We start from the raw sequence: 25,997 nt of genomic DNA, 5'->3' as shown, positions 1-25,997 counted from the left end.
CCGGGCTGGCGATCGGCGCCGGCGTGATGGGAGCGGTCACCGCCTCCATCGGCATCGTGACCCCCGCACAGGCGGTCGACTACCCGTCGTGGAACGACGTGCAGCAGGCCAAGTCGAACGTCGCGAACCAGCAGGCGATGATCGACAACATCACGTCGCTGATCGGCACCCTCCAGTCGGGGGTCGACGCCGCACGCGTCGAGTCCGCCAAGGCCGCCGAGGCGTACCTGCAGGCCAAGATCGCGCTCGACTCCGCGACCGCCAAGGAGGCGGACCTGCAGAAGCAGGCGACGGATGCGGCCGCCAAGGCGAAGACCTCGCAGATGCGCGCGGGACTCCTGGCCTCCCACCTGGCGAAGTCCGCGGGCGGCGATATGACCAGCCAGCTCATGCTCAACGGCGGAGGCTCGGGCGACAACGCCGACAAGCTCCTCTTCCAGCTCGGCACGATGAGCAAGCTCACGGAGCAGTCCAAGGCCGTGTACGAGCAGGCGACCAAGGACAAGAACGCCGCCGAATCGCTGAAGGCGCAGGCCACGTCCGCCAAGTCGGCCCGGCAGGAGCTCGCCTCGCAAGCCGACACGGCCCTCGCTGCCGCGAACGCCGCCCAGGTCAAGGCGCAGGCCGCGCTGGCCACGCAGGAGAGCAAGTCGACCGAGCTCGTCGCCCAGCTCGCCGCCCTGAAGAACACGTCGTCCACCGTCGAGGCCGCCTACCTCCAGGGCGAGCAGCTCAAGGCCCAGCAGGAGGCGGCGCGCAAAGCCGCGGAGCAGGCCCCGCCTCCGGCGAGCTCCGGCGGCGGATCGTCGTCCGGCGGCGGCGGGTCGTCCTCGGGCGGCGGATCGTCCTCGGGCGGTGGCGGCCCGGTCGCGCCCCCCGACGGCAACGTCGTCGACACGGCCATCGCCTACGCGCGCTCGCAGCTCGGCAAGCCCTACCAGCTCGGCGGCGCCGGTCCGAGCACGTGGGACTGCTCCGGCTTGACGATGAAGGCCTACGCCTACGCGGGCGTCTACATCGGCTCGCACTCGGTGAACAACCAGTACTACACGGCCCAGGGCAGGGGCCAGCTCGTCTCGTACAGTGCCAAGCAGCCGGGCGACCTCATCTTCTGGGGCAGCGGCCCGGGTGACTTCTACCACGTCGGCATCTACATCGGCGGCGGACAGATGATCGCTGCGCCCACCGAGGGCGACGTCGTGAAGATCCAGTCCGTCTGGGGCTCGCCCTGGTACCAGGTGGCGCGTCCCTCGGCCTGATCCACGGCGGGGCGAAGGCGGTGAGCGATGGAGGTGCCACAGCAGTTCGTCTCGCGGCCCCGCCTGCTGCAGCGCCTGAGCGCGCCGACCCGGTTGATCTGCATCGGCGCGCCGGCCGGGTACGGCAAGTCGGCGCTCGTCCGTGAATACGCGCGGGTCGCGCGCGAGCGGTGCGCCTCCGTGTCCGGACGCGGCAGGGGCCGCGCAGAGCTCTGGTTCGACATCGCCGCGCGCTTGGACCTCGTGCCGCCCGGCGACCAGGGGGCCGGGTCCCAGCCGGACGACTGGATCGATGCCGTGGCGCAGGTGGACGAGCCCGCCACCGTCATCGTGGACGACGTGCCGGACGAGCCCGCCTTCGCCCACGACGTGCTCCGCCTGCTGGAGTCGACGTCGCTGCTCCGGTTCATCCTGACCAGTCGGCACCCCGAACGATTCACGGCACTCGCGGCGGCCTCACCCTCGGCGGTGGAGCTGATCGACGCGACCGACCTGGCGTTCACCTCCGCTGAGGCCGGCCGGCTCCTGAGCCGGCTGCGCCCGGCCAGTCCGTCGCCCGTCCCCGACAGCATCTCGCCATTGCGGTGGCGGATCGTGCTCCTCGCCGGCGAGAACTTCGACGACAGCCGATCCGCCGAACGCTACCTCGAATTCGTGCTCGCCACCCAGGACGATCCGGACGGGCTGCTCTCGGCGTTCGCTCGCCTGGCCTTCTCGCCGGTCCTCTCGGACGCCTTCGTGCAGTCGACGCTCGGGGCCGAGCATCCCGCCCGTCTCTCGCTCGCGGAGGAGCTGGCGTTGGGCAGGTGGACGGGGCCGGACGAGTTCGAGTTCTTTCCCGAGATCCGGGCGGCGTTGCGCAACCGGAGAGCAGAGCGCGGGACCGACGAGACCCGGGCGTGGGTGAGGCGGGACGCGCTGTGGGCGCTGGAGAACGGCCACCCGTGGCCGGCGCTGCAGGCCGCCCTCGAGATCGATGACCTGTACTTGGCGTCACGGGTGATCCGCACGAGTTGGGAGGGGCTGGTCGACTCGCCCGCCGCCGCCGCCCTCCAGCGGGTCCCCGTCGGCGACAGGAGCAGATTCCCGGCCATGAACCTGATGGTCGGCTTGCACTATCTCGCCGCGGGCAACAAAGACGCCGCCCTCCCGATGTTCGATCTGGCCGCGGAGTCCATCCGCAAGAACGTGGGAAGCGTCGAACCGGGGGAGCAGCTGTGGCTCCTCGGGATGCTGACGGCCGCGCTGCGTCTGCAGGGCAGGCTGACGGGGGCGGTGCGCGCGGCCGCGCGGGCCGAGGGGATCGTGCAGACGTATCCGGAGCGTGCGCTGATCGCCGAGCCGGGGACCAGCCGACTGATCGTGCATTTCGCGCTCACTTTCGTGAACGCCGGCCAGATCGATCGCGCCGAGGCCATGCTGACCCTGGGGTTGCGCTGCAACGGCCCGGGTACGGCGGGCTGGTTCCACTGCGTGAGCGTGATGGCCGGAGTAGTCGCCCTTGCGGGACGGCTGCGCGAGGCGACCGAACTGCTGCGGGTCCGCTCCGACACTCCGCATCCCGCGCGCTGGGATCACAGCTATCTGGGCTTCTTCGGGGTCCTCGCCGAGTCGATCCTGCTGCTCGAACGCGGGGACGCTGCACGCGCCCGCACCACGCTCTCCGTGCTCCAGCCGCACCTGGCGACGGTCGAGCATCGTCCCGCGGCGATCGCTGTGGAGTGCATGATCGATCTGGCCGAGGGAGACCACCCCCGGGTCAGAGCCGTGATCGACAGCGCCCTTCTCGACGGGTCAGCACCGTATTGGCGCGGCGTGCTGGCCGCCGAGTCCCGGCTCGCCTGGCTGCTCGCCGGGGTCCCTTCCCCGGCCGGCTCCCGCTCGCAGCCGCCTGTCGGCCAGGTGCTGTCGGCGCTCGAGTCCGTGCTCCGAGACGATGCCGGATCGGCCCTCGTCACCCTCGCCGACACCACAGCCGGGGGAGTCGCGGGGGTGTCGCCACGCGTGCGAGCGATGGCCGCCGTGGTCGGGGTCGCGGCGGCGGATGCCGCCGGGGCCGACCTCCTCGAGCGACTCGCGGCGGATGCGGGTGCCCTGCTGTCGCACCACGGGCTCTCCACCCCTCTCGCTCTCGCGCCGGACGGCGTTCAGGCGGTCATCGCCCGGCATATCGCGGGCGGCGCGCCATCCTGGCCCTACCGCTTCCCGGCGCTCGAGGAGCTTCCGACCCTTTCGCGACGAGAACTGGAGATCCTCTTCGCGCTCACGCACTGCCGGACGCGTGAGGAGCTCGCCGACCAGCTGCAGGTCTCGATCAACACGATCAAGACGCAGTTGCGGTCGGTCTACCGGAAGCTGGGCGTGAGCAGTCGCGAGGCCGCGCTGGCGCGCGCCAGCGAGCTCCGGCTGATCGCCGGCCCGCGTCAGGGGTGAATCAGCGGGCGATTTGCGTCCCCTGCGGTGGCCGACGTCTGCCGGGCCGCCTCCGCGCGTGGGCAGCATGAGGGGTGAATTCTCTCCCAGACGACGTGCACGGCGCCGACGACGAGACGGTGGTCAGTCCAGACGGATACGTCTACCGGTTCCCCGCATCCGTGCCAGAGCATGATCGGCAGGTCGGCCTCGGTCGCCCCGACTTCCGCGTCGGCTACATCGATGTGGCGCACGGCTGCTGGCAGGCCACGACCATCGACGGGGTGATCCTCACCGGCGACGGATGCTCGGACGACGCCGTCCGCGCCCTGCTCGATCTGAGCATCGGCGGTTCCGCCGATGAGTGAGCGGCGTCCGTTGCACCTGCCGGGATCGCCGCCCCCGCCGATGCCCGGGGCATTGGTCACGCGCGCCGGGCTCCTCGCGAAGCTCGATGCGGAGGTGCCCCTCGTGATCGTGGAGGGGCCGAGCGGGTGCGGCAAGTCGACCCTCCTCGCGCACTGGGCGAGCTCCGACGCCGATCGGACGATGCTGTGGTTCGACTATCCGACGACCGCCGGTTCGTTCTGGTCGCAGTTCGCCGACCTGCTGTCCCTTTCACCCGCCCCGCTTCCCCAGCTCGCCGAGCAGCTGGCGGCGATCGGCCGCAAGGTCGTCGCCGTCATCGACGAGTGCGACGACGATCCCGCCCTGCTCGCGCAGATCCGCGCGGTGACCCGCACCGCAGGCAACGCGCGGTTCGTCATCGCCACACGTCACGCTCCGGCGATGACGGACCTGTCGGAGAGCTGCGACATCGATCAGACCGTGATCGGCGCGCGCGAGCTCATGTTCCGTCGGTCCGAGGCGCGAGAGCTCGTCACACTCCTGGCAGGCCCCCACGACCCCGACGAGGTCTACCTCGCCGACACGGTGCTGCCCCTGGCGGCACGACTCATCGGTATCGCGCTCGCGCGCGGAAACTACGGCGCTTTCGACTGGAACGGGCGTGGGCGCGCCCACGTCGCCGAGGTCCTCGTCCGCCGCACCATGTCCCGGATACCCGACTCGGACCTTCTCACCGCGGCGATGCGTCTCTCGGTGGCCGAACGCGTCGATCAGGAGCTCTGCGAGCGGCTCCTGGCGACGGACCGGGCGTGCTCCGCCCTGGACGAACTCGAGCGTCTGGGGATCGGCTTCTCGACGGTCGAGGGCGACCGCCGGATCTTCACTCTGGTGCCTCTGTTGCGCCAGGGCTATTTCGACGAGTTGTGCAGACGACACCCGGGTGAGGTGGCAGGGCTCCGTCGCGTGACCGCGCTCTGGTGCCTGGAGAACGATCGTCCCCTCGAGGCGATCCGCAACGCCGTCGCCATCGGTGATTTCTATCTCGCCGCGCGCGCCGCGCAGTCCGGGTGGCTCCGGCTCGCCGGCCCGGACCTGCGGGCGACCGGAGAGTGTCTCCGTGCGATTCCCCGCGAGCTGATCGGCAGACACCCCGTCCTCGCTGTCCTGGCTGGTCTGGCCGTCGACGACGTGCGGCCGGGACGGGCGCGGGCGTACTTCGAGGACGCACTGACGGCGCTGCGTCGCGTGGGCTCGACGATGGAGTCCGACGCCGTGTGGACGCTGACGCTGCGGGCGATCGCCCGTCGCGCGCTCGGCGAATCGGCGCACAGTGCACGCGCAGCCCACGCCGCAGCACGCGCGGCAGAGCAGCTTCCGAAGCCGGCCCAGGAGGAGCTGGGGGCGACGCTCGCCGCCCTGATGCTGGAATGCTCCCGCTGCCTGCTCTCCGCGGGAGCCACCCGGTATGCGGTCCACGCGGCCGAGTCGGGGCTGGGGTGGGCCGACGGCGCCGTCCGAGAGCAACTCGCCCTGGCCGCCGCCGTCGCCTCGGCGATCGACGGTCAGGTCGCAACAGCGCTCCGGCTGCTGCCCGATCCCGACCAGCGCGAGCGTCTCGCGGGGCCGTTGGCCGAGACCCTCCGTCTGATCCTGTGCGCGGAGAATGCCGCGCCTTCGCCGCATCCGCATCACGACCCGCTCGCGGCCGAGGACGCGCCGGGAGACTGGGCGCTGGTGTGGGCGTCCGGTCTGCATGCGCTCGGCACGGGGGAATGCGAGCGGGGCTGCGTCGGCGTCGGGGACGCCGTGGCCGCGCTTCCGGCGGCGAGCGCCGGGCGCGCGCGGGTGATGCTGATGCACAGCCTTCTGCTGATCGCGACCGGGCAGTCCGGTCGAGCCGACCTCATCCTCTCGTCATCGCCACGGCGCGGAGCGGAGGCCGCGCTCGTGCGGTCCCTGCGCAGCGCACAGGCCGGCCGGACGGAGGACGCGCTGCGGGAGGTGTCGACCGCGTTGCGAGCGCCCGTCGAGGACGATCCGCGCGTCAGCGCCGCGGCGTGTGCCGTCGCCTCCGCGTGCCTGCACAGACTCGGGCGCCCGGCGGCGAGCGAACGGATGCTCCAACGCAGCGCCGCCATCGCGACGCAGCACGGGCTGACCACCCCGGCCCTCGTCTGGGGCCGCACGGGCCGGCCGGAGGCCCAGCGGCCCGGCGCGCTCGCCGCCACGGGCTGGCTGGCCGGGGCGGAGGCCTGCGAGCCCCTGACCGCGCGCGAACGCGCCGTGCTCGAGCACTTGATCGAGCACGACTCACGACAGGCTCTCGCTGACGCCCTCGGGGTGTCCATCAACACGGTCAAGACCCAGTTGCGTTCTCTCTACCGGAAGCTGGGAGCCTCCGACCGGCAATCGGCGCTGCTCAACGCCGTCGATCTCGGGATGCTGGGACAGCCCGCCGGCGCCCCGCGCGCATGACAGGCCACAATAGGGGCACCGGCCCGGCACAGCTGCCGTGCTCGTCGAGGATGCCCAGGACCACCGACCGCCCGAAGGAGACGGAAACGATGAACGCGGCGAACGAAGAGGCTCTCCGACCGCGAGGGCTCTCCCCACGAAACCGGCGTATCGCCTACGGCGCGGGGATCACCGTCGTCACCCTCGCCCTGGTCGCGAATCTGATCGGTTCGACTCCCTGGCCCTCGGCGCTCCTCATCCGTCAGGTCTTCGCTCAGGGGAGCGCGAAGACCGTGGCGGAGCTCAACCGCCACCAGCCGGCCCCCGGACGCGTCGACGCGCGCACCGGCGTCCAGTACCGCCCGGGCGACCCGGACGCCACCCTCGACGTCTTCACGCCCGCAGGCATCTCGGCTCCTGCCCCCGTCATCGTGTGGGTCCACGGCGGGGCGTGGATATCGGGGAGCAGCGCCGACGTCGACCCGTATCTGCGCATCCTCGCCGACAAGGGCTACGTCACCGTGGGGGTCAACTACTCGCTCGGACCGGACCGGGTCTATCCGGCGGCGGTCGAGCAGCTGAACTCCGCCCTCGGGTTCGTCAGCGAACACGCAGCCGAGTTCCACATCGATCCCCGGCGCATCGTCCTCGCCGGGGATTCCGCGGGGGCGCAGCTCGCCAGCCAGCTCGCCACCCTGACCACCAGCCCGGACTACGCGCACCTTCTCGGGATCGCGCCCGCCCTCCGGCCCGATCAGCTCGCGGCGACCATCCTCCATTGCGGGGTGTACGACCTGGACGCGCTGGCCGACCTGACCGGCGTCAACGCCTGGGGCTTCCGGGTCGCGTTGTGGGCGTACACCGGCACGAAGGACTGGTCGCAGACCTCGGTCGGCAGCACGATGTCGACGATCAAGCACGTCACCCCCGCCTTTCCGCCGACGTTCATCTCGGGCGGGAACGGAGACGGGCTGACCTGGATGGAGTCCGTGCCGATGGCCAGAGCCCTGGCCCAGCAGGGGGTGCCGGTGACCGAGCTCTTCTGGCCGGCGAACCACCAGCCTGCACTCCTCCACGAGTACCAGTTCCGGCTGGACTCTGCGGAGGCCACGAAGGCTCTCGACGCGACTCTCGCGTTCCTCGACCGGACCGTCGGGGGTGAGCGGGGGTGAAATGCCGAGGGCGGGGCGTCGAGAGCGCCCTGCCCGGCAGAGCATCGCCGACTATGGAATAGTCCGCGACGGGTAAGCGGACATCCCATCGAGTGCAGGGGCGACGGGCGGGTTCGGGTCCCCCCGCCGCCCCTCCACTCATCCGCCCGTCCGGCGTCGTCCGGCGGGCCTTATTACAACACCTCCATCCCCGTCGTCGAGAGCTGCTCGACGGCGAGGGAGCTGCAGGCCGTCCCGGTGAAATCGAGCACATCCACGGCGTCGGTGCCCTCCTCCGGGTAGATCCGGAAGCCGCGAGACGGAGTGGCGCCGCACGCCGGGAAGTTGCCGTCGTCCTCGACGACGATGGTGAACTTCGCCGATTTCTCCGGCCGGAGGTGCACGGCGGAGACCGGGCGACCGGTCTTCGACGCGGCGCCGATGGGGGAGCCCTGGGCATCGATGAACTCGACCACCGGCTGCCCGGCGACGGTGCACGCGTGCGTGCCCGTGTTCGTCACCGTCATGTCGACGGTCGTCTTTCCCATTCCGGGGTGTTCGACGCGCTGCTGCCGGAGGGAGAGGTCCCGGATCGCACACGGCGCGTCAGCCCCAGAAGAGAGGGGCGTGGTGCGAGGAGCGGGCGCGGCCGCGGAGCAGCCGACGAGCGCAGCGGCCAGCGCGGCGGGGGTGAGGGCGAGAATGATGCGGGAGGCGGTTCGTTTCGTCATGACTCCAGCGTCCGCAGTACCCGGAGGGCGGGCCGGCCCGGGACGGACGCCGCCTCCGGTATTCACCCGTCGCCTCGCCCGCGGGTGGCCGCCGGGTGAACCTGGTCGATCTCGACCCACGGCCCCGCCCGTTCGCCCATTCACGGGGCAGCCTTGATGCATGAGAACGCGCACCGAGATCGTGGGCACGCCGCGGGAAGCCCTGGCTCGCGCGCGCCATCAGCTCGTCTGTGAACTGCTCAGCCTCCCGACGACCAGGACGGGGTCGGCGACGCTGCTCCTTCTCCTCATGACCGTCGACGAGATCAACCGGATCGCCGATGAAGCCGCTGCGAGTCGCCCCGAGGCCATGGAGGTCGCGGCGGACCACTTCCGCGCGGAGCTCGCGGCTCTCGACCGCTCGGTGGCGACGACCGACGAGGCGGCTCGTGCGCACCTCTCGCAGCTGCGCGCCCGACTGTCCCGGTGACACCGGATCGTCCCGGTGACCGGAACGTCGGCACGCGTCCGATGGTCGGTGCGGATCACCGCGACGAGACGCTGGATGCGGCCCCGGCGGTCCGTGGCTGCGCCGTCGTCGGCGCGGTGCGATCGGCGAGCAGCCGGTGCGCGAGGTGCGCGAAACGCTCGAGGCGCCGCGGAAGATCGGCGTCGCTGCTGCTCGAGACGGCCTCGGCCGCCTCGAGGAACCGCGTCACGGCCGATACGTCCGACGGCGCGCAGGCGGTGAGGACCCGGGCGGCGGACGCCGGCATGCGTTCCTTCAGCGGCTGGAGCAGGTCCAGCGCCTGGGATTCGATGGAGCGGTAGCGGCGAGGCAGCCTCTGTGTGTCCGCGGCCTCCCGCGACCTCCGATCGAGCTCGACCGATGCCTTCTGAATGGCGCCGAGCGAAGCGGCCAGATCCCACGCGGGCGGCAATGCCGTCGGCGCCTCCTTGTCCGGTGCGCTGGTGAGACCCCGCGCCCCCTGCAGCGCCGTCTCCGCCTCCTCGACGCGCCGACGCGAATCGCCGTCGAAGAGACCCGCGCTCTCGGCGTCCAGTGCCGCGAGGGTCGCACCCAGCATCTGCGAATGCAGTGCGGCCGTCGCGATCACGGCGTCCTCGGCGCGATCCTCCCTCGAGACCGCCGCCAGGCTGTGGTGAAGGCCGGAGAGGCGGGCCTGAGCGGCGGTGCAGGCGATTCCATAGGCGCTCGATCCCAGCGCCGCGAGCACGACGACCGCTCCTCCCGCGATCGCGACGGAGCGAGGTCGGCGCGTCCTGCCGCCCAGCGAGGTCCTCATCGCCGTGCCGGTGCGACGGGCGGGTGGTCGCCGTGTCGATGGACGAGCCTCCACACGCCCTCGCGGAGTCTGTAGACGTGCGAGACGCGGATGGTGATCTCCGTCGCCGGTGCTCCGTCGACGCACAGCACCCCGCGTTCGGTGCTCACGGTGTAGGCGAGGTCGGCGCCCTCGTGCACGATCTCGTGGTCGGCCACGAGGGTGCCCGCGCTGAATCGCGTCGCCACCCATTCCAGGGTCGCCCGGACGTCGTCGTAGCCGCGCTCCACGGTCCCGAACGCGCCGAAGAGGGTGACATCGTCGCTGCGCTCCCAGCACGCGATGAACTGGGCCGGATCGCCGGCGCCCATCGCGGCCAGACCGCGAGCGGTCTTCTCGAGTGCGTGGGCGAGTGAGCCGGGTGGCATGGTCGTCGGCACGGGGTCCCTCCTTCGATCGGGCTGTTCGGTCGTCCGCCCAGCTTCCCGGTCGCGGGGGGCCGCGGCGATTCCGTGACCGATGCGGTCGCACGAATTCACCCGGGGGCCGCCGCACGGTCGGCCTCGGCGGCGCAAGCGGGCTCGGGGGAGGGGGTGAACGTCAGGGTGAGGCGCGGCCTCCAGAGGTCCGCGACGATCCCCTGCCCGGGTCGGCGACGGCACAGTGAAGACAACCACAGACACGAAACCGGCCGCCTGGCCTCACACCGGAAGCATGGACATGAACAGAACCCGAATCATTCAGAAACGGCGAGGCCTTCTCGTCGTCGCCGCGTCGGTCGCGGTCGCCCTGGCATCGGCGGCGCTGACCGCCTCGGCGGCGACGGCGGCGGACGCGGCGACGACCCACGCCGCAGCATCCACGCCCGCGTATCCCACCTACTACACCGGCTACAGCGACGCCGTCGGGATCGGCGGGGCGCCCATCGACGTGGCCTTCGACGCCTCCGGCCAGAAGGCCTATGCCGTGAACGAGTACGAGGTGTCGGTCTCCGTGGTCGACACCTCGACGAAGACCGCCGTTGACAAGATCTGGGGGTTTCCGTCGGTCCCGCTCTCGATCGCGGTGGACCCCCACCAGAAGGTCGCCTACGTCGGGATGCAGGCCGGGGTGGCCATCGTCGACCTGACCTCCGACACCGTCACGGGGACGATCGCAGGGTACACGGGTGCCAATGCGACGTCGGTGGTCTTCACCCCCGACGGGTCCAAGGCTCTCGTCACCAATTCGATCAGCAATTCGGTCTCGATCATCGACACCGCGTCGGCGAAGCAGATCGGCGTCGTCTCCGGCTTCACCGGAGTGACCCCGAAGCACGTGGCTCTGAGCCGTGACGGACGCACCGCCTACGTCACGGACTCCGGCTCGAACGCGATCTCGATCATCGACGTCGCCTCCGGCGCGCAGACGGGCACGATCTCGGGCTTCACCGGCGCCGCACCGGAGGGTATCGCCGTCAGCCCGGACGGCACCATCGCCTATGTCACCAACATGGGCAGTGCCTCGATCTCGGTCCTCGACCTCGCCACGGGCTCGCAGTCCGGAACCGTCGCCGGGTTCACGGCCGCCGACTCCTACGGTGCGACATTCAGCCCCGATGGCCGGAGCGTCCTCGTCACCACCGGAGGACCAGGCAGATACGGCATCGTTCTGCAGATCGATGTGGCCACGGCCACGGAGATCGGCGCTGTCGGCACACTCGACTCCGACCGGATGTATTACGGGGCCTCGCCGTCGGGTATCGCTTTCCAGCCGGGAACCGACACCGCCTATGTCGCCGACTTCGACAGCGACGACGTCAAGCTCGTCTATCCTTCCAGCGCCCCGGCGTTCGACCAGGACGCGCCGCCGCTCACGGCGACGACAGGGACGCCGTTCGACTACACGTTCGTCGCAGCCGGGACCCCGGCTTTCGACCCGATGGGGTACGGCGTCACCGGCACCCTCCCGCCGGGCCTGGGCCTGAACCCGGGCACCGGAGCCGTGTCGGGGACGCCGACGACAGCCGGCAGCTGGACCTTCGCCATCACGGCGTACAACACGACGGGAACCACGTCGGGCGCCACCCACGAGATCACCGTCGAGGAGGCCGCCGCCCCGGCGATCACGAGCGCCGACCACCTCACCGGCCAGGACGGCGACGCGATCGACCCCTTCACGATCACCGCGACCGGAGCGCCGGCGCCCACGCTGTCCACGCCCACCCTGACCAGCGCGGACGAGCCCAGCACCGATCCATCGAGCCAGCTCCTCCCGGACGGGCTCTCCTTCGACGCCGCGACCGGGAAGCTGACGGGCACCATCGCCGCCGGCGTCACGCCGGGCGACTACAGCTTCGACGTCACCGCGACGAACGGCACGAATCCGTCGGCGACGCAGCGGTTCACCGTGCACGTCGTGCCCGCAGCGGCGGCCAGCAGCCCGGCAGCCGCCCCCGGCGCGGATTCCCCCGCCCCCGCGACGGATTCGCCGACCGGGCACGCGGCGCAGGACCAGGAATCCGGCGTCCTCGCCCACACGGGCTCGGATCTCGTCGGCGCCGGAATCGCCGCCGCCCTCATCCTCCTCGGCGGTCTCGTGCTGTTGCTGATCGCCCGCCGCCGCCGTCGCGCAGCGCACCGCTGATCGCGTCGCACACGCAGAGCGCCGGAGAGGTCGATGACCTCTCCGGCGCTCTGCGTGTGCTTCTGCGCTCGGGCGTCAGTGCCCTTCGGCCTTGAGCTTCTCGAAGCCCGCCTCGACGATCTTCTCGGCCTCGGCGGCGTCGCCCCAGCCCTCGATGGTGACGAACTTGCCCGGCTCGAGGTCCTTGTAGCGGGCGAAGAAGTGCTCGATCTCCTTGCGGGTCTGCTCCGGGACGTCGGTGATGTCCTGGATGTGGGCCCAGCGCGGGTCCTTGGCGGGAACGACGACGACCTTCGCGTCGCTGCCGGCCTCGTCGCTCATGTTCAGCACGCCGACCGGGCGGACCTTGACGCCGACGCCCGGGAAGGCCGGGTACTCGAGCAGTACCAGCGCGTCCACCGGATCGCCGTCGAGGCCCAGGGTGTTCTCGAAGTAGCCGTAGTCCGTCGGGTAGACGAAGCTGGTGAAGAGCACGCGGTCGAGGTAGACGCGACCGGTCTCGTGGTCCACCTCGTACTTGTTGCGGCTCCCCTTGGGGATCTCGATGACGACGTCGTATGCGGCCATGTGCCGTTCTCCTTAGCTTTCGGAAAGACTGCAATAACGTTACTGGATGCACGTCACCGGTTCCCCTGAGCGCCGCCCGCGCCTCACGCCGCCCATGGCGGACGCCCGCCGCGCCGTTCGCGTCGCCCTCGCAGCGGCTACCGCGCTGCCGGCTCCCGACCCGCACGACGACCACGGGCCGCAGCGGCCCCGTCCGCTCGCTCCCGGCGCGCTCGTCCTCGTCGGTCTGAGCGGGGGAGCGGACTCCCTCGCCCTCGCGGCGGCCACCGCGTTCGAGGCCCCGCGGGCCGGATTCCGCGCCGGCGCGGTGGTGGTCGACCACGGCCTCCAGCACGGGAGCGCGGAGATCGCCGAGCGCGCCGCCGCCCAGGCCCGCGCGCTCGACCTCGACCCCGTGCTGATCGAACGCGTGGAGGTCGCCGGCGAGGGAGGTCCCGAGGCCGCCGCCCGTGCCGCCCGTCACGCGGCCTTCGACCGTGCCCGCGCCGCCACCGGTGCCGAGCGGGTGCTGCTCGGTCACACCCTCGACGATCAGGCCGAGACGGTATTGCTCGGACTTGCACGCGGTTCGGGGCCGGGGAGCCTGCAGGGGATGCTGCCGGACACCGGTGCCCTGCTACGCCCCTTCCTCGGTCTGCGCCGGGAGACCACCCGCGCCGTCTGCGCCGACTCCGGCCTGCAGCCGTGGGACGACCCGCACAACGACGACACCGCCTACCGGCGGGTCCGGGTGCGCAACAGCGTGCTCCCCGTGCTGGAGCGCGAACTCGGCCCCGGGATCGCGGAGGCGCTCGCCCGCACGGCGGAGCAGCTGCGGGAGGACGACGAGGCGCTCGACGGGCTCGCCCTCGAGTGGGCGCTCGAGCTGGTCAGCCAGACCGACCACGGCGCCGTCGCGCTCGACGTGCGCGGGCTGGCGGCCGACCCGCCCGCCCTGCGCCAGCGCATCATCCGCCTGGTCGTCTCCGCCGAGTTCGGCGTCTCCCTCTCTCGCGCGCACACGCTCGCCGTCGCCGAGCTCATCACGGACTGGCACGGGCAGGGTCCGCTCAGCCTGCCAGGCGTTAGAGTTGTGAGGCAGAACGGGCTGCTCACGTTTCACCCCAACAGCTAAGGACAGCACCCTCCCCATGGAACTCACGGACGTCGCCAACGACCTGACCGAGATTCTGATCACCGAGGAGCAGATCCGCTCCCGCATCGCCGAGCTGTCGCGCGAGGTCGAACGCGACTACGCCGGCAAGGATGTGCTCCTGATCGGCGTGCTGAAGGGCGCCGTGATGGTGATGGCCGATCTGTCGCGCGAGCTCAAGCTCCCGGTCACCATGGACTGGATGGCCGTCAGCTCGTACGGCAGCGGGACCCAGTCGAGCGGTGTCGTCCGCATCCTGAAAGACCTCGACACCGATCTGAGCGGCAAGACCGTGCTCATCGTCGAGGACATCATCGACTCCGGCCTCACCCTCTCCTGGCTGATCTCCAACCTCCGCAGCCGCGGCCCGGAGTCCATCGAGATCTTCGCGCTGCTCCGCAAGCCGGACGCCGCCCGCGTCGAGATCGACGTCAAGTACGTCGGCTTCGACATCCCGAACAAGTTCGTCGTCGGCTACGGCCTCGACTACGCCGAGCGGTACCGCACCCTGCGCGGCGTCGGCATCCTCGCCCCCGCCGTCTACAGCTGACGCTCTCGTCGAGGCGGCGCAAAGTGCGGGCCTGAGCGCCGAGACGGCTGACTATTCGCCGTCTCGGCGTCGAGCGCGCCCAGAGCGAACACGCAGCGCTCCCACAGCGGTCAGGCGGTACTGTGGTCGCACCATGAACGTCAAGAAGATCTTCCGCGGCCCGATTCTCTACGTCGTGCTCGCAATCATCGCCGTGTGGGTCGGTTCGAGCCTGATCACGATGTCGGGTTTCAAGGGAGTGTCGACGCAGGAAGGGCTCAAGCTCCTCTCCGACGACAAGGTCTCCAGCGCGAAGATCGTCGACGGCGAGAACCGTGTCGACCTGACGCTCAAGGAGGCCGACGGTAACCTCGGCACGCAGGTGCAGTTCTACTACGTCACGCCGCGCGGCGCCGACATCGTGAAGGCGGTCGACGACGCGAACCTGCCGAAGGGCTACGACGACGAGGTGCCGCAGCCGAACTGGTTCGTGAACATCCTCGGCTTCCTGATCCCCGCGCTGCTCATCGGCGTCTTCTTCTGGATCATGATCTCGGGCATGCAGGGCGGCGGCAACAAGGTCATGCAGTTCGGCAAGTCCCGGGCGAAGATGGTCACCAAGGAGACGCCGAAGGTCACCTTCGACGACGTCGCCGGGTCGGACGAGGCCATCGAGGAGCTCGAGGAGATCAAGGACTTCCTCAAGGAGCCGGCCAAGTTCCAGGCGGTCGGCGCCCGCATCCCGAAGGGCGTGCTGCTGTACGGCCCTCCCGGAACCGGCAAGACCCTGCTCGCGCGCGCCGTCGCGGGTGAGGCGGGCGTGCCGTTCTACTCGATCTCGGGGTCGGACTTCGTCGAGATGTTCGTCGGCGTCGGCGCGAGCCGCGTTCGCGACCTGTTCCAGCAGGCGAAGGAGAACTCGCCCGCCATCATCTTCATCGACGAGATCGACGCGGTGGGCCGCCACCGCGGCGCCGGTCTGGGCGGCGGCCACGACGAGCGCGAGCAGACGCTCAACCAGCTGCTCGTCGAGATGGACGGCTTCGACCCGAAGACCAACGTCATCCTGATCGCGGCGACCAACCGCCCCGACATCCTCGACCCCGCCCTGTTGCGCCCGGGCCGCTTCGACCGGCAGATCGGCGTGGATGCGCCCGACCTGCAGGGCCGCAAGAAGATCCTCGAGGTGCACGGCCGCGGCAAGCCGCTGGCGGCGTCGGTCGACCTCGAGGTGCTCGCCCGCAAGACGCCGGGCTTCACCGGCGCCGACCTGGCCAACGTCCTCAACGAGGCCGCCCTGCTGACCGCGCGCTCGAACGCGCAGCTGATCGACAACCGCGCCCTCGACGAGGCCGTGGACCGCGTCATCGCCGGACCGCAGAAGCGCACCCGCGTCATGAAGGACCAGGAGAAGCTCATCACCGCGTACCACGAGGGCGGCCACGCCCTCGCCGCGGCGGCGATGCGCCACACGGACCCGGTGACGAAGATCACGATCCTCCCGCGCGGCCGCGCCCTGGGCTACACGATGGTCATGCCGCTCGAGGACAAGTACTCCGTCACCCGCAACGAGCTGCTCGACCAGCTGACCTACGCGATGGGCGGCCGGGTCGCGGAGGAGATCGTCTTCCACGACCCCACCACCGGCGCCTCGAACGACATCGAGAAGGCGACCTCCATCGCCCGCAAGATGGTCACCGAGTACGGCATGAGCGCCGACATCGGCTCGGTCAAGCTCGGCCAGGCGAACGGCGAGATGTTCCTCGGCCGCGACATGGGTCACCAGCGCGACTACTCCGAGCGCATCGCCGAGCGCGTGGACGCGGAGGTGCGCGAGCTCATCGAGAAGGCGCACGACGAGGCGTGGGAGGTGCTCAACAACAACCGGGCCATCCTCGACCGCCTGGCCGCGTCGCTGCTCGAGCACGAGACCCTCGACCACAACCAGATCGCCGAGATCTTCGCCGACGTGCAGAAGCTCGAGGAGCGTCCGCAGTGGCTCTCCAGCGACAAGCGCCCGATCTCGGACGTGCCGCCGATCGAGTTCCCGAAGGCCAAGGCGCCGATCGACTCCGGCGCCGTCGACGGCGGGGTGGACTCCGAGCCGCCGTCGTCGAAGCCGAAGCGCTCGCCGGCGATCAAGCCCCGGCCGGCGACCGCCTAGGTCGCAGACCGCATGACCGGTTTCGATCGCGCACGCATCGAGGCGGCCGTCGCCGAGATCCTCGCCGCCATCGGCGAGGATCCGTCGCGTCCGGGTCTCGCCTCCACGCCCTCCCGCGTCGCCGACGCCTACGCCGAGTTCTTCTCGGGCGTGGGCGTCGACGCGTCCGCGGAGCTGGGCGAGCCGGTGCCGCTGGAGACTGCGCGCGCCGAGACCGTGATCGTGCGCGACATCGCGTTCCGGTCCGTGTGCGAGCACCACCTCCTCCCGTTTCTCGGTGTCGCGCACGTCGCCTACCTGCCGGGGGAGGCCGTGGTCGGCTTGGGGCGCATCCCGCGTGTGATCGACGCGCTGGCCGCCCGCCCGCAGATCCAGGAGCGCCTCACCGAGCAGATCGCGGACGCGATCGAGCAGGGCGCCGGTGCCCAGGGGGTGCTGGTCGTGCTCGACGCGTCGCACGCGTGCGTCACCACCCGGGGCTCCCGGCAGACGGCGTCGACCACGGTGACCGTCGCGGCGCGCGGCGCGTACACCGAGCCCGCGGCACGCGCCGAGCTGATGGCCCTGATCGGGAGCGGCGTCTCGTGACGCTCATCATGGGCGTCCTCAACGTGACGCCGGACTCCTTCAGCGACGGCGGGCTGTGGCTCGAGCCGGACGCGGCCATCGAGCACGCGCTGCAGCTGGTGGAGCAGGGAGCCGACATCATCGACGTCGGCGGCGAGTCCACCCGCCCCGGGGCGCTGCGCGTCGAGCCGGAGGAGGAGCGTGCGCGGGTCGTCCCCGTGATCGCCGCTCTGGCCTCCCACGGCGTCACCGTGAGCGTCGACACTCTGAACGCGTCCACCGCACGCGCGGCGGCCGACGCCGGAGCGGCGGTCATCAACGACGTCTCCGGCGGCCTCGCCGACGCCACGATGCCCGACGCCGTGCTCGACACGGGCCTGCAGTACGTCGTCATGCACTGGCGCGGGCGCCTGGACTCCGCCGATTCGCTGGCCGTCTACACCGACACGGTCCGGGAGGTGCGCTCGGAGCTCTCCGCACGGGTCACCGACCTGCTCGATCGCGGCGTGGACCCGGCGAAGCTGATCCTCGACCCGGGCCTCGGCTTCTCCAAGCGCGGCGAGCACAACTGGCAGGTGCTCGCCGGCCTGCACGAGATCGAGACCCTCGGCTACCCGGTGCTCATCGGGGCCTCCCGCAAGCGGTTCCTCGGCTCGTTGCTGCCGGAGGGCGCGCCCGTCGCCGAGCGCGACGCCCCCACCGCCGTCATCTCGGCTCTCGCCGCCCAGGCGGGTGCCTGGGCGGTGCGCGTGCACGACGTGCCCTCGACGCGGATCGCGCTGGATGTCGTGCGGGCATGGCAAGCTGGACGCGATGACTAGCACCGAGGCGGCCGACGCGATCATCCTGACCGGGCTGCGCGTGCGCGCCCACCACGGGGTATTCGACTTCGAGCGCGAGAACGGCCAGGACTTCGTGGTCGACGTGACCGCGCACCTCGACCTCGCCCGCTCGGCAGCGTCCGACGACCTCGCGCAGACCGTGCACTACGGCGAGCTGGCGGAGGAGGTCGCCGCGGCGGTGGGGCGCGACCCGGTCGACCTGATCGAGACCGTGGCGGAGCGCGTCGCCGGGGTGGTGCTCGCCCACTCCGCGGTGGAGCGTGTGGAGGTCACCGTGCACAAGCCGGACGCCCCGATCTCCGTACCGTTCGGCGATGTCGCCGTGCGCGTCGTCCGGAGCCGGCCATGACCCCCGGAACAGCGCGGCCCCAGCGCATGCGCGTCGGTGTGCCGGCGGTCCTCGCGTTCGGCAGCAACCTCGGCGACCGTGCGGCGACCATCCGCACGGCGCTGGACGCGCTGCGCGCCGAGCCCGGCATCCGGGTGGAGGCGGTGTCTCGGCTGTACGAGACCCCCGCCCTGAAGCTCGACGGGATCGACCAGGAGGCCCCGGCCTACCTCAACGCCGTCGCCCGAGTCGACACGGTGCTCGACCCGCTGGAGCTCCTCGCCGTCGTCAACCGTGTCGAGGATGCCCTCGGCCGGCTGCGCGCCGAGCGCTGGGGCGACCGCACCATCGACATCGACATCGTCGACTACGACGGGATCGTCTCGGACGACGAGCGCGTGACGCTGCCGCATCCGCGCGCGCACGAACGCGCCTTCGTGCTGGTGCCGTGGCTCGATGTCGATCCGGAGGCCGTGCTCGCCGGGCACGGACGCGTCGCCGACCTCGCCGCGCGCGCGACCGATCCGGTCACCGTGCACCCGGACGAGACCCTGGACTCCGACGGAGACGCCCGATGAACCGCACCCGCCCCACCTCCCTGATCGGCCTCGGCGTCGTCGGGATCGTCGTCGGGTTCCTCGGAGAGCTGGCCGCGTCGGCCACCGGCATGCCCGTCTTCATCCCGCCGCTCACGCTGCCGATCACCCTGGTCGCGGTCGCCGTCATCATCGTCGCGTTCGCCGTCCCCATCCGTCGCGCCGTCCGCGGCCGCACCGGGCGCCGCATCGACCCGTTCCAGGCCACGCGCATCGTGGTGCTGGCGAAGGCGTGCGGGCTCAGCGGCGCGGTGCTCACCGGCGCCGGCGTCGGCGTGCTCGCCTACCTGCTCAGCCGCGACGTCCTCCCGAGCGGCAACTCGATCCTCCTGACCGCCCTCGCCACCGGCGGCGCCGTGGTGCTGCTGATCGCCGGACTGGTCGCCGAGAGCTTCTGCAGCCTCCCGCCCGACGACGACGCCGACGACCCGGAGAACGCGCATGCCGACCCCCGCTGACCAGCCGCACGCCCGCATCGACCTGAACGTAGGGGAGTGGCGACGCGTCTCGTCCACGTACGTCGTCGTGGTGATCGTCGGAACCCTTGTGAGCGGGGTGGTCGCCGCCGCGATCGCCACGTTCCTCTGGCTCGTTGCGGGCTGGACGCTCGGCTGGATCGCGCTCGGCGTCATCGCGGTCGTGACAGTGGTCTCCCTCGTCATCGCGCCGCGCCGCGCACGCTCGATCGGCTATCTGGAGCGGCAGGACGACCTCCTCTTCCGCCGCGGGATCATGTTCCAGCGGTTCGTCTCGGTGCCGTACGGCCGCATGCAGCTCATCGACATCAACCGCGGCCCGGTGGGGCGGATGCTCGGCCTGGCCGACCTGAAGTTCGTGACAGCGGCCGCCTCGACCGGTGTGACCATTCCCGGCCTCCCGGACGCGGACGCCGCGGAGCTGCGTGACCGTCTGGTGGAGCTGGCCGAGAGCAGGCGGGCCGGGCTGTGACCGAGCCGACCGGGCCCGCCACGCCGACCGGGTCGGCCACGCCGACCGGGCCCGCCACAGCGCCACCGTTGCCGGGTGGGCAGCTCTCGGGCGCGAAGCGCGCCGCCGAGCGCTTCACCGACGGTGAGTGGCACCGGCTGCACCCGGCGACGCCCCTCTTGCGCGGCGGCATCGTGTTCATCGCGGTGCTCGGCTTCGTGCTGTCCAACCTGCGCGAGCGGCTGGTGGGCTTCTTCGTCGGCGCGCCCGACTACGGCGGGGACCCGCTGGACGAGATCTACGACCGCGGCTGGGAGGGCTGGGCGCTGCTGGGCGTGGCGGTCGTGCTCCTCCTGTGCCTCGCCGCCTTCTACTTCTCGTGGCGCATGCACACCTTCCGCATCACCGGCGACACGGTGGAGGTGCGCAGCGGCATCCTGTTCCGCACGCAGCGCAAGGCGCGGCTCGACCGCATCCAGGGGATCAACATCGTGCGCCCCGTGATCGCCCGTCTCTTCGGTGCGGCCAAGCTCGACATCACCGTCGCCGGGCACGACGCGAACCTGCAGCTCGCGTATCTCGGCTCGTCGCTGGCCGACGGGCTCCGCTCGGACGTGCTGCGCCGCGCGTCGGGTGTGCGCGCGGCCGAAGCGCAGGCGGCTGCGCAGGAAGCAGGCCGGCCGACAGGCGCCGTCGCCGCGCCCGATGGTGCGCCGGTCCACTCCCGCACCGCCGCCGTCGGCGACCTGGTCAACCGTCGCGTCACCGAGTTCCTCGCGCCGGAGCTCGACCCGAATGCGGCGCCGCCGGAGTCGGTGGTGAGGATCCCGCCGCTGCGCCTGCTGGGCTCTCTCGTGATGAGCGGGTTCACGGTGTTCGTCATCGTCGTGATCGTCCTCACCGCCATCGGCGCCGCGACGGGATGGCTGTGGCTCGCCCTCATCGTGCTGCCGGGCCTCATCGGCTCGGCCAGCTTCTACATCAACCGGTTCACGAAGTCGCTCCGCTACTCCATCGCCGGGACGCCCGACGGGGTGCGGGTCGGCTTCGGCCTGCTGAGCACGAGCAACGAGACGCTCCCGCCCGGCCGAATCCATGCCGTGCAGGTGCTGCAGCCGCTGCTCTGGCGCCCGTTCGGCTGGTGGCAGATCCGCATCAACACGGCCGGGCACTCGCGCGAGAGGGGCGCAGCCGGCCAGGCCAACACGACGACGCTGCCCGTCGGCGACGCGACGGACGTCGAGCGCGTGCTGGCGCTCATCCTCCCGGGCCTCGCGACCGAGGAGCACCGCGATCTGATCCGATCCGGGATGATCTCGAAGGGACGCGACGACTGGACCGGGAGCCCGCGCCGCGCGATCTGGCTGCGCCCGTTCTCGTGGCAGCGCACCGGATACACCACGGTCGACGGCGCGGTGCTGCTGCGTCACGGGTTCGTCTGGCGGCAGCTGGTGATCGTCCCGTTCGCGCGGCTGCAGAGCGTGAAGCTCGAACAGGGCCCGCTCGACCGCGCGCTGGGACTCGCCGAGGTCGACTTCCACACGGTGACGGGCCCGGTCCACGCCCGGCTCGCGGCGATGGACGCGGCGGAGGGCATCCGGCTCTTCGAACGCGCCTCCGCGGACGCGATCGCCGCGGGACGCTCCGACCGCAGCCACCGCTGGGGGGAGACCGCATGAGCGGCATACAGCGTTCGGGCCGCCTCGGCCTCGGGATCGTCGGCGCCGGGCACGTGGGCCCGGTGCTCGGTGTCGCGCTCGCCGGAGCGGGGCACGCCGTCGTCGGGATCTCGGCCGTCTCGGCCGCGAGCCGGGAGCGCGCGGAGGCGATGCTGCCCCAGGTGCCGGTGCTGGAGGTCCCGGTGCTGATCGAGCGCAGCGAGCTCGTGATCCTCGCCGTCCCGGATGCGGAGCTTCCCGGCCTCGTCGCCGGGCTCGCCGCGACCGGTACCTGGCAGCCGGGGCAGATCGTGCTGCACACCGCCCCGGGATACGGGGTGGGCGTGCTGCGCCCCGCTGCCGCCGCCGGCGCCATCCCGCTGGCCGTGCATCCCGCGTTGGACTTCACCGGCACGAGCCTCGACGTCACCCGGCTGGCGGAGTCGTGGTTCGCCGTGACGGCGCCCGCCGCGGTTCTTCCCATCGCGCAGGCGCTCGTCGTCGAGATGGGAGGGGAGCCCGTGGTCGTGGCGGAGGCGGACCGTCCGGCGTACGCGGAGGCGATCGCCACCGCCACCGCGTTCTCCCGCTCGATCGTCGAGCAGTCCACGGGGATCCTGCGCGAGATCGGCGTGGAGAGCCCCGGCTCGTTCCTCAGCTCGCTGGTGCGATCGGCGGTCGACAACGCCCTCACCCGGGCCGGCGCCGCGCCCGCGATCGACGTGGAGGGCGTGCTCGAGGCGATGCGAGAGGACCGCACCGATCGCCCCGGTCGTTCCGACCGCCCCTCCCGCCCGGGCGAGGGCGACCCGGGCGACGACGGCCGCGGCTGGTTCCTCGGCGGTCACTAGCCTCGCGTCTGCGGCGCCACGGGACGACCGCGCCCCGGCGCCGCTGCGCACTCGTCCCGAGGCTGCGCGGTCGTCCCGATTCGCCGCACTTGTCCCGAGGCAGCGCAGTCGTCCCAAGGCACCGCGGTCGTCCCGAGCCGCGGTCCGCGGCGAGTAGCCTGGACCCCGGCCGTCGCACCGCGCCGCATCTCCGGGCGCCGCGGCCGAAGGGATCAGCATGCCGCACGTCGTCACCACCGTCGCCGAACTGCGCGCGCACATCGCGCGCGCCCGCCACGAGGCGCTCCTCGCCGAGCAGCCGGGCGACCCCGCGGGCCGCGTCGTGCTCGTGCCGACGATGGGCGCCCTGCACGACGGGCACCTGCGCCTGGTGAGCCGCGCCCGCGACCTCGGCGGCCTCGTCGTCGTGTCGATCTTCGTCAACCCGCTCCAGTTCGGCCCCGGGGAGGACCTCGACCGCTATCCGCGCACACTCGACGCGGATGTCGCCGCCCTGGAGGGGCTGGCCGATGTGGTGTTCGCGCCCACGGCCGCCGAGATGTACCCGCAGGGGGAGTCCTCCACGCGCGTGACCGCCGGGGAGGTGGGCTCGCTCTTCGAGGGCGCCTCCCGCCCCGGCCACTTCGACGGGATGCTCACCGTCGTCGCCAAGCTGTTCAACATCGTCCAGCCCGACGTCGCGGTGTTCGGCCAGAAGGACGCCCAGCAGGTGCACCTCGTCGGGCGGATGATCGACGACCTGAACCTCCCCCTCACGCTCGCGGTCGTCGACACGGTGCGGGAGGACGACGGGCTCGCCCTGTCCAGCCGCAACCGCTACCTCGAGATCGCAGACCGGGCGGCCGCGGTCGTGCTGTCCCAGGCACTGTCCGCGGGCGCGGGTGCGGCAGCCGGCGGCGTGGCGGCCGCGCTCGCCGCGGCGCGGGCACGCATCGAGGCCGAGCCAGCGGTTAAGCTGGACTATCTCGTGATCGTCGACCAGGACTCGTTCCGCGAGGCGGCGCCGGACCACCACGGCCCTGCGCTGATGCTCGTCGCGGCCCGCGTGGGCACGACGCGCCTCATCGACAACCGGCGCATCACGACCCCCTGAGCAGCCACCAGGCCGACTTCGCCACCGAACGGAAGACACCGATGACCGACGCGCCCACCCCCGAGGCCGACCTCACCGACGACGAGATCAGCGAGCAGAAGGCGGTCCGGCTCGGCAAGCGCGAGCGGCTCATCGCCCAGGCCGAGACCGCCGCGGGCGGCGCCTATCCCGTCTCCGTGCCGGTCACGACCACCATCCGCGAGGTCCGCGCGGCCTGGGAGCACCTGGCCGCGGACGAGGCGTCCGGCGAGACCGTGGGCGTGGCGGGACGCGTCGTGCACCTGCGCAACACCGGCAAGCTCTGCTTCGCCGTCCTCCAGTCGGGAGACGGCACGCGCATCCAGGCCATGGTGTCGCTCGCGGCCGTCGGCGAGGACTCGCTGACCGCCTGGAAGGAACTGGTCGACCTCGGCGACCACGTCTTCGTCACCGGCGAGGTCGCCTCCAGCCGCCGCGGTGAGCTGTCGATCATGGTCACCGGGTGGGAGATCGCGTCGAAGGCGCTGCTGCCGCTCCCGAACCTGCACAACGAACTCAGCGAGGAGACCCGGGTGCGCTCGCGCTACCTCGACCTCATCGCGCGCGAACAGGCCCGCACGACGGTCCTCGACCGCGCGAAGACGATGGCGAGCCTCCGGGCCACCTTCGCCGACCGCGGGTTCGTCGAGGTCGAGACCCCGATGCTCCAGGTCATCCACGGCGGCGCCTCCGCCCGCCCGTTCGTGACCCACTCGAACGCGTTCGACACCGACCTCTACCTGCGCATCGCCCCGGAGCTCTACCTCAAGCGCGCCGTGGTGGGCGGCATCGACCACGTCTTCGAGATCAACCGCAACTTCCGCAACGAGGGCGCGGACTCCACGCACTCGCCCGAGTTCGCCATGCTCGAGGCCTACCAGGCCTACGGCGACTACAACTCGATCGCCGACCTGACCCAGACGCTCATCCAGAACGCCGCGCGCGCCGTCTCGGGATCGCACGTCGTGACCTGGGCGGACGGCACCGAGTACGACCTCGGCGGCGAGTGGGATCGCATCCGCATGTACGACAGCCTCTCCGAGGCGATCGGGGAGGAGATCACCCCCGAGACCCCGATCGCGCGGCTGCGTGAGCTGGCGGCGGACGCGGGCATCGAGATCGAGCACCCGCTCGCCGGCAAGTACGTCGAGGAGCTGTGGGAGCACCACGTGAAGGGCGACCTCGTGCGCCCGACGTTCGTGATGGACTTCCCGGTCGACACCAGCCCGCTGGTGCGCGCCCACCGCTCGCGCGAGGGCGTCGTCGAGAAGTGGGACCTCTACACCCGCGGCTTCGAACTCGCGACCGGCTACTCCGAGCTCATCGACCCGGTCGTGCAGCGCGAGCGCTTCGTCGAGCAGGCGAAGCTCGCGGCGGCCGGCGACAACGAGGCCATGCGTCTCGACGAGGAGTTCCTCCGCGCCCTCGAGTTCGGCATGCCGCCGACCGGTGGCATGGGCATGGGCATCGACCGCCTGCTGATGGCCCTCACCGGGCTCGGCATCCGCGAGACCATCCTCTTCCCCCTCGTGAAGTAGCCGCGGGGACGGCTCACCCGCGGCGCTCCAGGTGGGCGCGGGTGAGGGCGTCGAGCTGCTCGTCGGTCAGATCGTCGATGCGCTTGGCCTCGCGGCGGTCGAGGCGCATCCAGCGCACGAACAGGATGACGAGGATCGGCACGTCGGCGACCTCCGCGATGAACCAGAGGAAGTCGCCGGAGAGGTGCTGGTCGTGCAGCGCCGTCGGGAACCAGAACGGCATCCTCCCCACGATGCGCGCGGCCCCGTCCAGCACACCGTCGTTCAGGCGCAGGAGGAGCCCAGGGATCGCGTCGAGCAGCAGCTCCACGAACGCCAGCAGGAACTCCACCGTGATGAAGAAGCCGGTGCGCACCACCGAGTGCGCGGCGATCGGCAGCACCAGCAGCATCCCGGCGAGCGGAACGAGCACCGAGATCGTCCACTCCGACCACGGTGAGGTGCGCAGCACCGCAGCCACGGGTGTGAGGAACACCAGGAACACCGCGCACGCGAAGACGGGCGCGAACATCGCGTTGCCGAGCACGCGGACGACGCGCGAGCGCAGCACCCGCTCGGTGCGCCGCCGACCGGTCGTCGACAGCGCGGCCCGGGCGAGGGCGATCGGCCGGCCCAGGCTCATGAGCGCGGGCACGACGAACAGCAGCAGCGCGATGCGGGTGGTGAACGCCCAGCGCAGCTCCGTGCTGTACGCGCCGAGGAACCCGAACGAGATCCACGCGTAGGAGCCGAGCCCGAGCAGCAGGAACCACACGGTCAGCCGGGCGGGCCAGCGATGCCCGTGCCTCCGCAACCGCAGCACCCCGGCGAGGTACAGCGCGGCGGCGGCGGCGAGCAGCGCGGCGGCGGCCGGGTCGAACGACCAGGTGGTGAGGAACGTGGTGACGGGAGGCGTGGCGGGCTCCATTCCGGGCGGCGGCGCTCCATTGTCGCCCCGCGATC

25 protein-coding genes are annotated in these 25,997 nt (G+C 71.5%); 20 read left to right on the top strand and 5 right to left on the bottom strand.

The window, feature by feature from the left end; all coding sequences use genetic code 11:
* Positions 1-26: 26 nt before the first annotated feature.
* From IT072_RS17040 to IT072_RS17020, 5 genes are all read left to right on the top strand, one after another.
* A complete protein-coding gene (locus tag IT072_RS17040) occupies positions 27-1,259 on the top strand; it encodes an NlpC/P60 family protein (protein WP_442786813.1) in 1,233 nt (410 codons plus the stop codon).
* Positions 1,260-1,286: 27 nt separating this feature from the next.
* The gene (locus IT072_RS17035; RefSeq protein WP_223358022.1) at positions 1,287-3,692 is read left to right on the top strand and encodes a helix-turn-helix transcriptional regulator; all 2,406 of its coding nucleotides are present in this window, start codon (positions 1,287-1,289) and stop codon (positions 3,690-3,692) included.
* A 74-nt stretch (positions 3,693-3,766) separates the two neighbouring features.
* On the top strand, positions 3,767-4,039 hold the full coding sequence (locus IT072_RS17030; protein ID WP_223358021.1) for a hypothetical protein: 273 nt from the start codon (positions 3,767-3,769) through the stop codon (positions 4,037-4,039).
* 40 nt (positions 4,040-4,079) lie between these two features.
* Positions 4,080-6,494, top strand: a complete 2,415-nt coding sequence (locus IT072_RS17025) for a helix-turn-helix transcriptional regulator (protein WP_223358020.1) — start codon at positions 4,080-4,082, stop codon at positions 6,492-6,494.
* An 89-nt stretch (positions 6,495-6,583) separates the two neighbouring features.
* Entirely contained in the window at positions 6,584-7,645 is a 1,062-nt protein-coding gene (locus IT072_RS17020) for an alpha/beta hydrolase (protein WP_223358019.1), read from the top strand.
* Positions 7,646-7,818: 173 nt separating this feature from the next.
* Here IT072_RS17020 and IT072_RS17015 read toward each other — a convergent pair whose 3' ends face one another.
* The gene (locus IT072_RS17015; protein WP_223358018.1) at positions 7,819-8,355 is read right to left on the bottom strand and encodes a DUF4232 domain-containing protein; all 537 of its coding nucleotides are present in this window, start codon (positions 8,353-8,355) and stop codon (positions 7,819-7,821) included.
* Between the two features lie 160 nt (positions 8,356-8,515).
* Here IT072_RS17015 and IT072_RS17010 point away from each other — a divergent pair, with 160 nt between their 5' ends.
* Complete coding sequence (locus IT072_RS17010) at positions 8,516-8,824, top strand: hypothetical protein (protein ID WP_223358017.1); 309 nt, start codon at positions 8,516-8,518, stop codon at positions 8,822-8,824.
* A 55-nt stretch (positions 8,825-8,879) separates the two neighbouring features.
* Here the strand turns inward: IT072_RS17010 and IT072_RS17005 are convergent, their stop codons facing one another.
* Positions 8,880-9,641, bottom strand: a complete 762-nt coding sequence (locus tag IT072_RS17005; RefSeq protein ID WP_223358016.1) for a hypothetical protein — start codon at positions 9,639-9,641, stop codon at positions 8,880-8,882.
* Entirely contained in the window at positions 9,638-10,060 is a 423-nt protein-coding gene (locus IT072_RS17000) for a YybH family protein (protein ID WP_223358015.1), read from the bottom strand. The genes IT072_RS17005 and IT072_RS17000 overlap by 4 nt, the downstream gene beginning before the upstream one ends.
* Before the next feature lie 280 nt (positions 10,061-10,340).
* Here IT072_RS17000 and IT072_RS16995 point away from each other — a divergent pair, with 280 nt between their 5' ends.
* Positions 10,341-12,245 carry a putative Ig domain-containing protein gene (locus IT072_RS16995; RefSeq protein WP_223358014.1) on the top strand — a complete coding sequence of 635 codons (1,905 nt, stop codon included), beginning with the start codon at positions 10,341-10,343 and terminating at the stop codon, positions 12,243-12,245.
* A gap of 75 nt (positions 12,246-12,320) precedes the next feature.
* On the opposite strand, the gene IT072_RS16990 is transcribed toward IT072_RS16995, so the two are convergent.
* Positions 12,321-12,812 carry an inorganic diphosphatase gene (locus IT072_RS16990; RefSeq protein ID WP_223358013.1) on the bottom strand — a complete coding sequence of 164 codons (492 nt, stop codon included), beginning with the start codon at positions 12,810-12,812 and terminating at the stop codon, positions 12,321-12,323.
* A 46-nt stretch (positions 12,813-12,858) separates the two neighbouring features.
* Between IT072_RS16990 and tilS the strand changes: the two genes are divergently transcribed.
* The 13 genes from tilS (at position 12,859) to lysS (ending at position 25,055) form a co-directional block, all read left to right on the top strand.
* Entirely contained in the window at positions 12,859-13,926 is a 1,068-nt protein-coding gene (tilS, locus tag IT072_RS16985) for a tRNA lysidine(34) synthetase TilS (protein ID WP_223358012.1), read from the top strand.
* A 16-nt stretch (positions 13,927-13,942) separates the two neighbouring features.
* Positions 13,943-14,494 (top strand): hypoxanthine phosphoribosyltransferase, encoded by a 552-nt coding sequence (gene hpt, locus IT072_RS16980; RefSeq protein WP_223358011.1) that lies wholly within the window; start codon positions 13,943-13,945, stop codon positions 14,492-14,494.
* 133 nt (positions 14,495-14,627) lie between these two features.
* Positions 14,628-16,637, top strand: coding sequence for an ATP-dependent zinc metalloprotease FtsH (gene ftsH / locus IT072_RS16975; RefSeq protein WP_223358010.1), 2,010 nt, complete (start codon positions 14,628-14,630; stop codon positions 16,635-16,637).
* A 12-nt stretch (positions 16,638-16,649) separates the two neighbouring features.
* Entirely contained in the window at positions 16,650-17,225 is a 576-nt protein-coding gene (gene folE / locus IT072_RS16970; RefSeq protein WP_223358009.1) for a GTP cyclohydrolase I FolE, read from the top strand.
* Complete coding sequence (folP, locus tag IT072_RS16965; RefSeq protein WP_223358008.1) at positions 17,222-18,025, top strand: dihydropteroate synthase; 804 nt, start codon at positions 17,222-17,224, stop codon at positions 18,023-18,025. The genes folE and folP overlap by 4 nt, the downstream gene beginning before the upstream one ends.
* Positions 18,018-18,395, top strand: a complete 378-nt coding sequence (gene folB, locus IT072_RS16960) for a dihydroneopterin aldolase (protein ID WP_223358007.1) — start codon at positions 18,018-18,020, stop codon at positions 18,393-18,395. Before folP ends, folB begins: the two co-directional genes overlap by 8 nt.
* Positions 18,392-18,952 carry a 2-amino-4-hydroxy-6-hydroxymethyldihydropteridine diphosphokinase gene (gene folK, locus IT072_RS16955; RefSeq protein WP_223358006.1) on the top strand — a complete coding sequence of 187 codons (561 nt, stop codon included), beginning with the start codon at positions 18,392-18,394 and terminating at the stop codon, positions 18,950-18,952. The genes folB and folK overlap by 4 nt, the downstream gene beginning before the upstream one ends.
* The gene (locus IT072_RS16950) at positions 18,949-19,428 is read left to right on the top strand and encodes a DUF3180 domain-containing protein (RefSeq protein ID WP_223358005.1); all 480 of its coding nucleotides are present in this window, start codon (positions 18,949-18,951) and stop codon (positions 19,426-19,428) included. Before folK ends, IT072_RS16950 begins: the two co-directional genes overlap by 4 nt.
* On the top strand, positions 19,412-19,918 hold the full coding sequence (locus IT072_RS16945; RefSeq protein WP_223358004.1) for a PH domain-containing protein: 507 nt from the start codon (positions 19,412-19,414) through the stop codon (positions 19,916-19,918). Before IT072_RS16950 ends, IT072_RS16945 begins: the two co-directional genes overlap by 17 nt.
* Positions 19,915-21,576, top strand: coding sequence for a PH domain-containing protein (locus IT072_RS16940; RefSeq protein WP_223358003.1), 1,662 nt, complete (start codon positions 19,915-19,917; stop codon positions 21,574-21,576). The genes IT072_RS16945 and IT072_RS16940 overlap by 4 nt, the downstream gene beginning before the upstream one ends.
* Entirely contained in the window at positions 21,573-22,406 is an 834-nt protein-coding gene (locus tag IT072_RS16935) for a Rossmann-like and DUF2520 domain-containing protein (protein ID WP_223358002.1), read from the top strand. The genes IT072_RS16940 and IT072_RS16935 overlap by 4 nt, the downstream gene beginning before the upstream one ends.
* A 217-nt stretch (positions 22,407-22,623) precedes the next feature.
* The gene (gene panC / locus IT072_RS16930; protein ID WP_223358001.1) at positions 22,624-23,499 is read left to right on the top strand and encodes a pantoate--beta-alanine ligase; all 876 of its coding nucleotides are present in this window, start codon (positions 22,624-22,626) and stop codon (positions 23,497-23,499) included.
* 41 nt (positions 23,500-23,540) lie between these two features.
* A complete protein-coding gene (lysS, locus tag IT072_RS16925; RefSeq protein WP_223358000.1) occupies positions 23,541-25,055 on the top strand; it encodes a lysine--tRNA ligase in 1,515 nt (504 codons plus the stop codon).
* 13 nt (positions 25,056-25,068) lie between these two features.
* On the opposite strand, the gene IT072_RS16920 is transcribed toward lysS, so the two are convergent.
* Complete coding sequence (locus IT072_RS16920) at positions 25,069-25,962, bottom strand: cytochrome c oxidase assembly protein (RefSeq protein WP_223357999.1); 894 nt, start codon at positions 25,960-25,962, stop codon at positions 25,069-25,071.
* Positions 25,963-25,997 lie beyond the last annotated feature (35 nt).

The organism is Leifsonia sp. ZF2019 (assembly GCF_019924635.1).
Classification (GTDB): Bacteria; Actinomycetota; Actinomycetes; order Actinomycetales; family Microbacteriaceae; genus Leifsonia.
The sequence above is the reverse complement of the archived record's forward strand: the minus strand, read 5'-3'. Positions and strand labels throughout refer to the sequence as shown.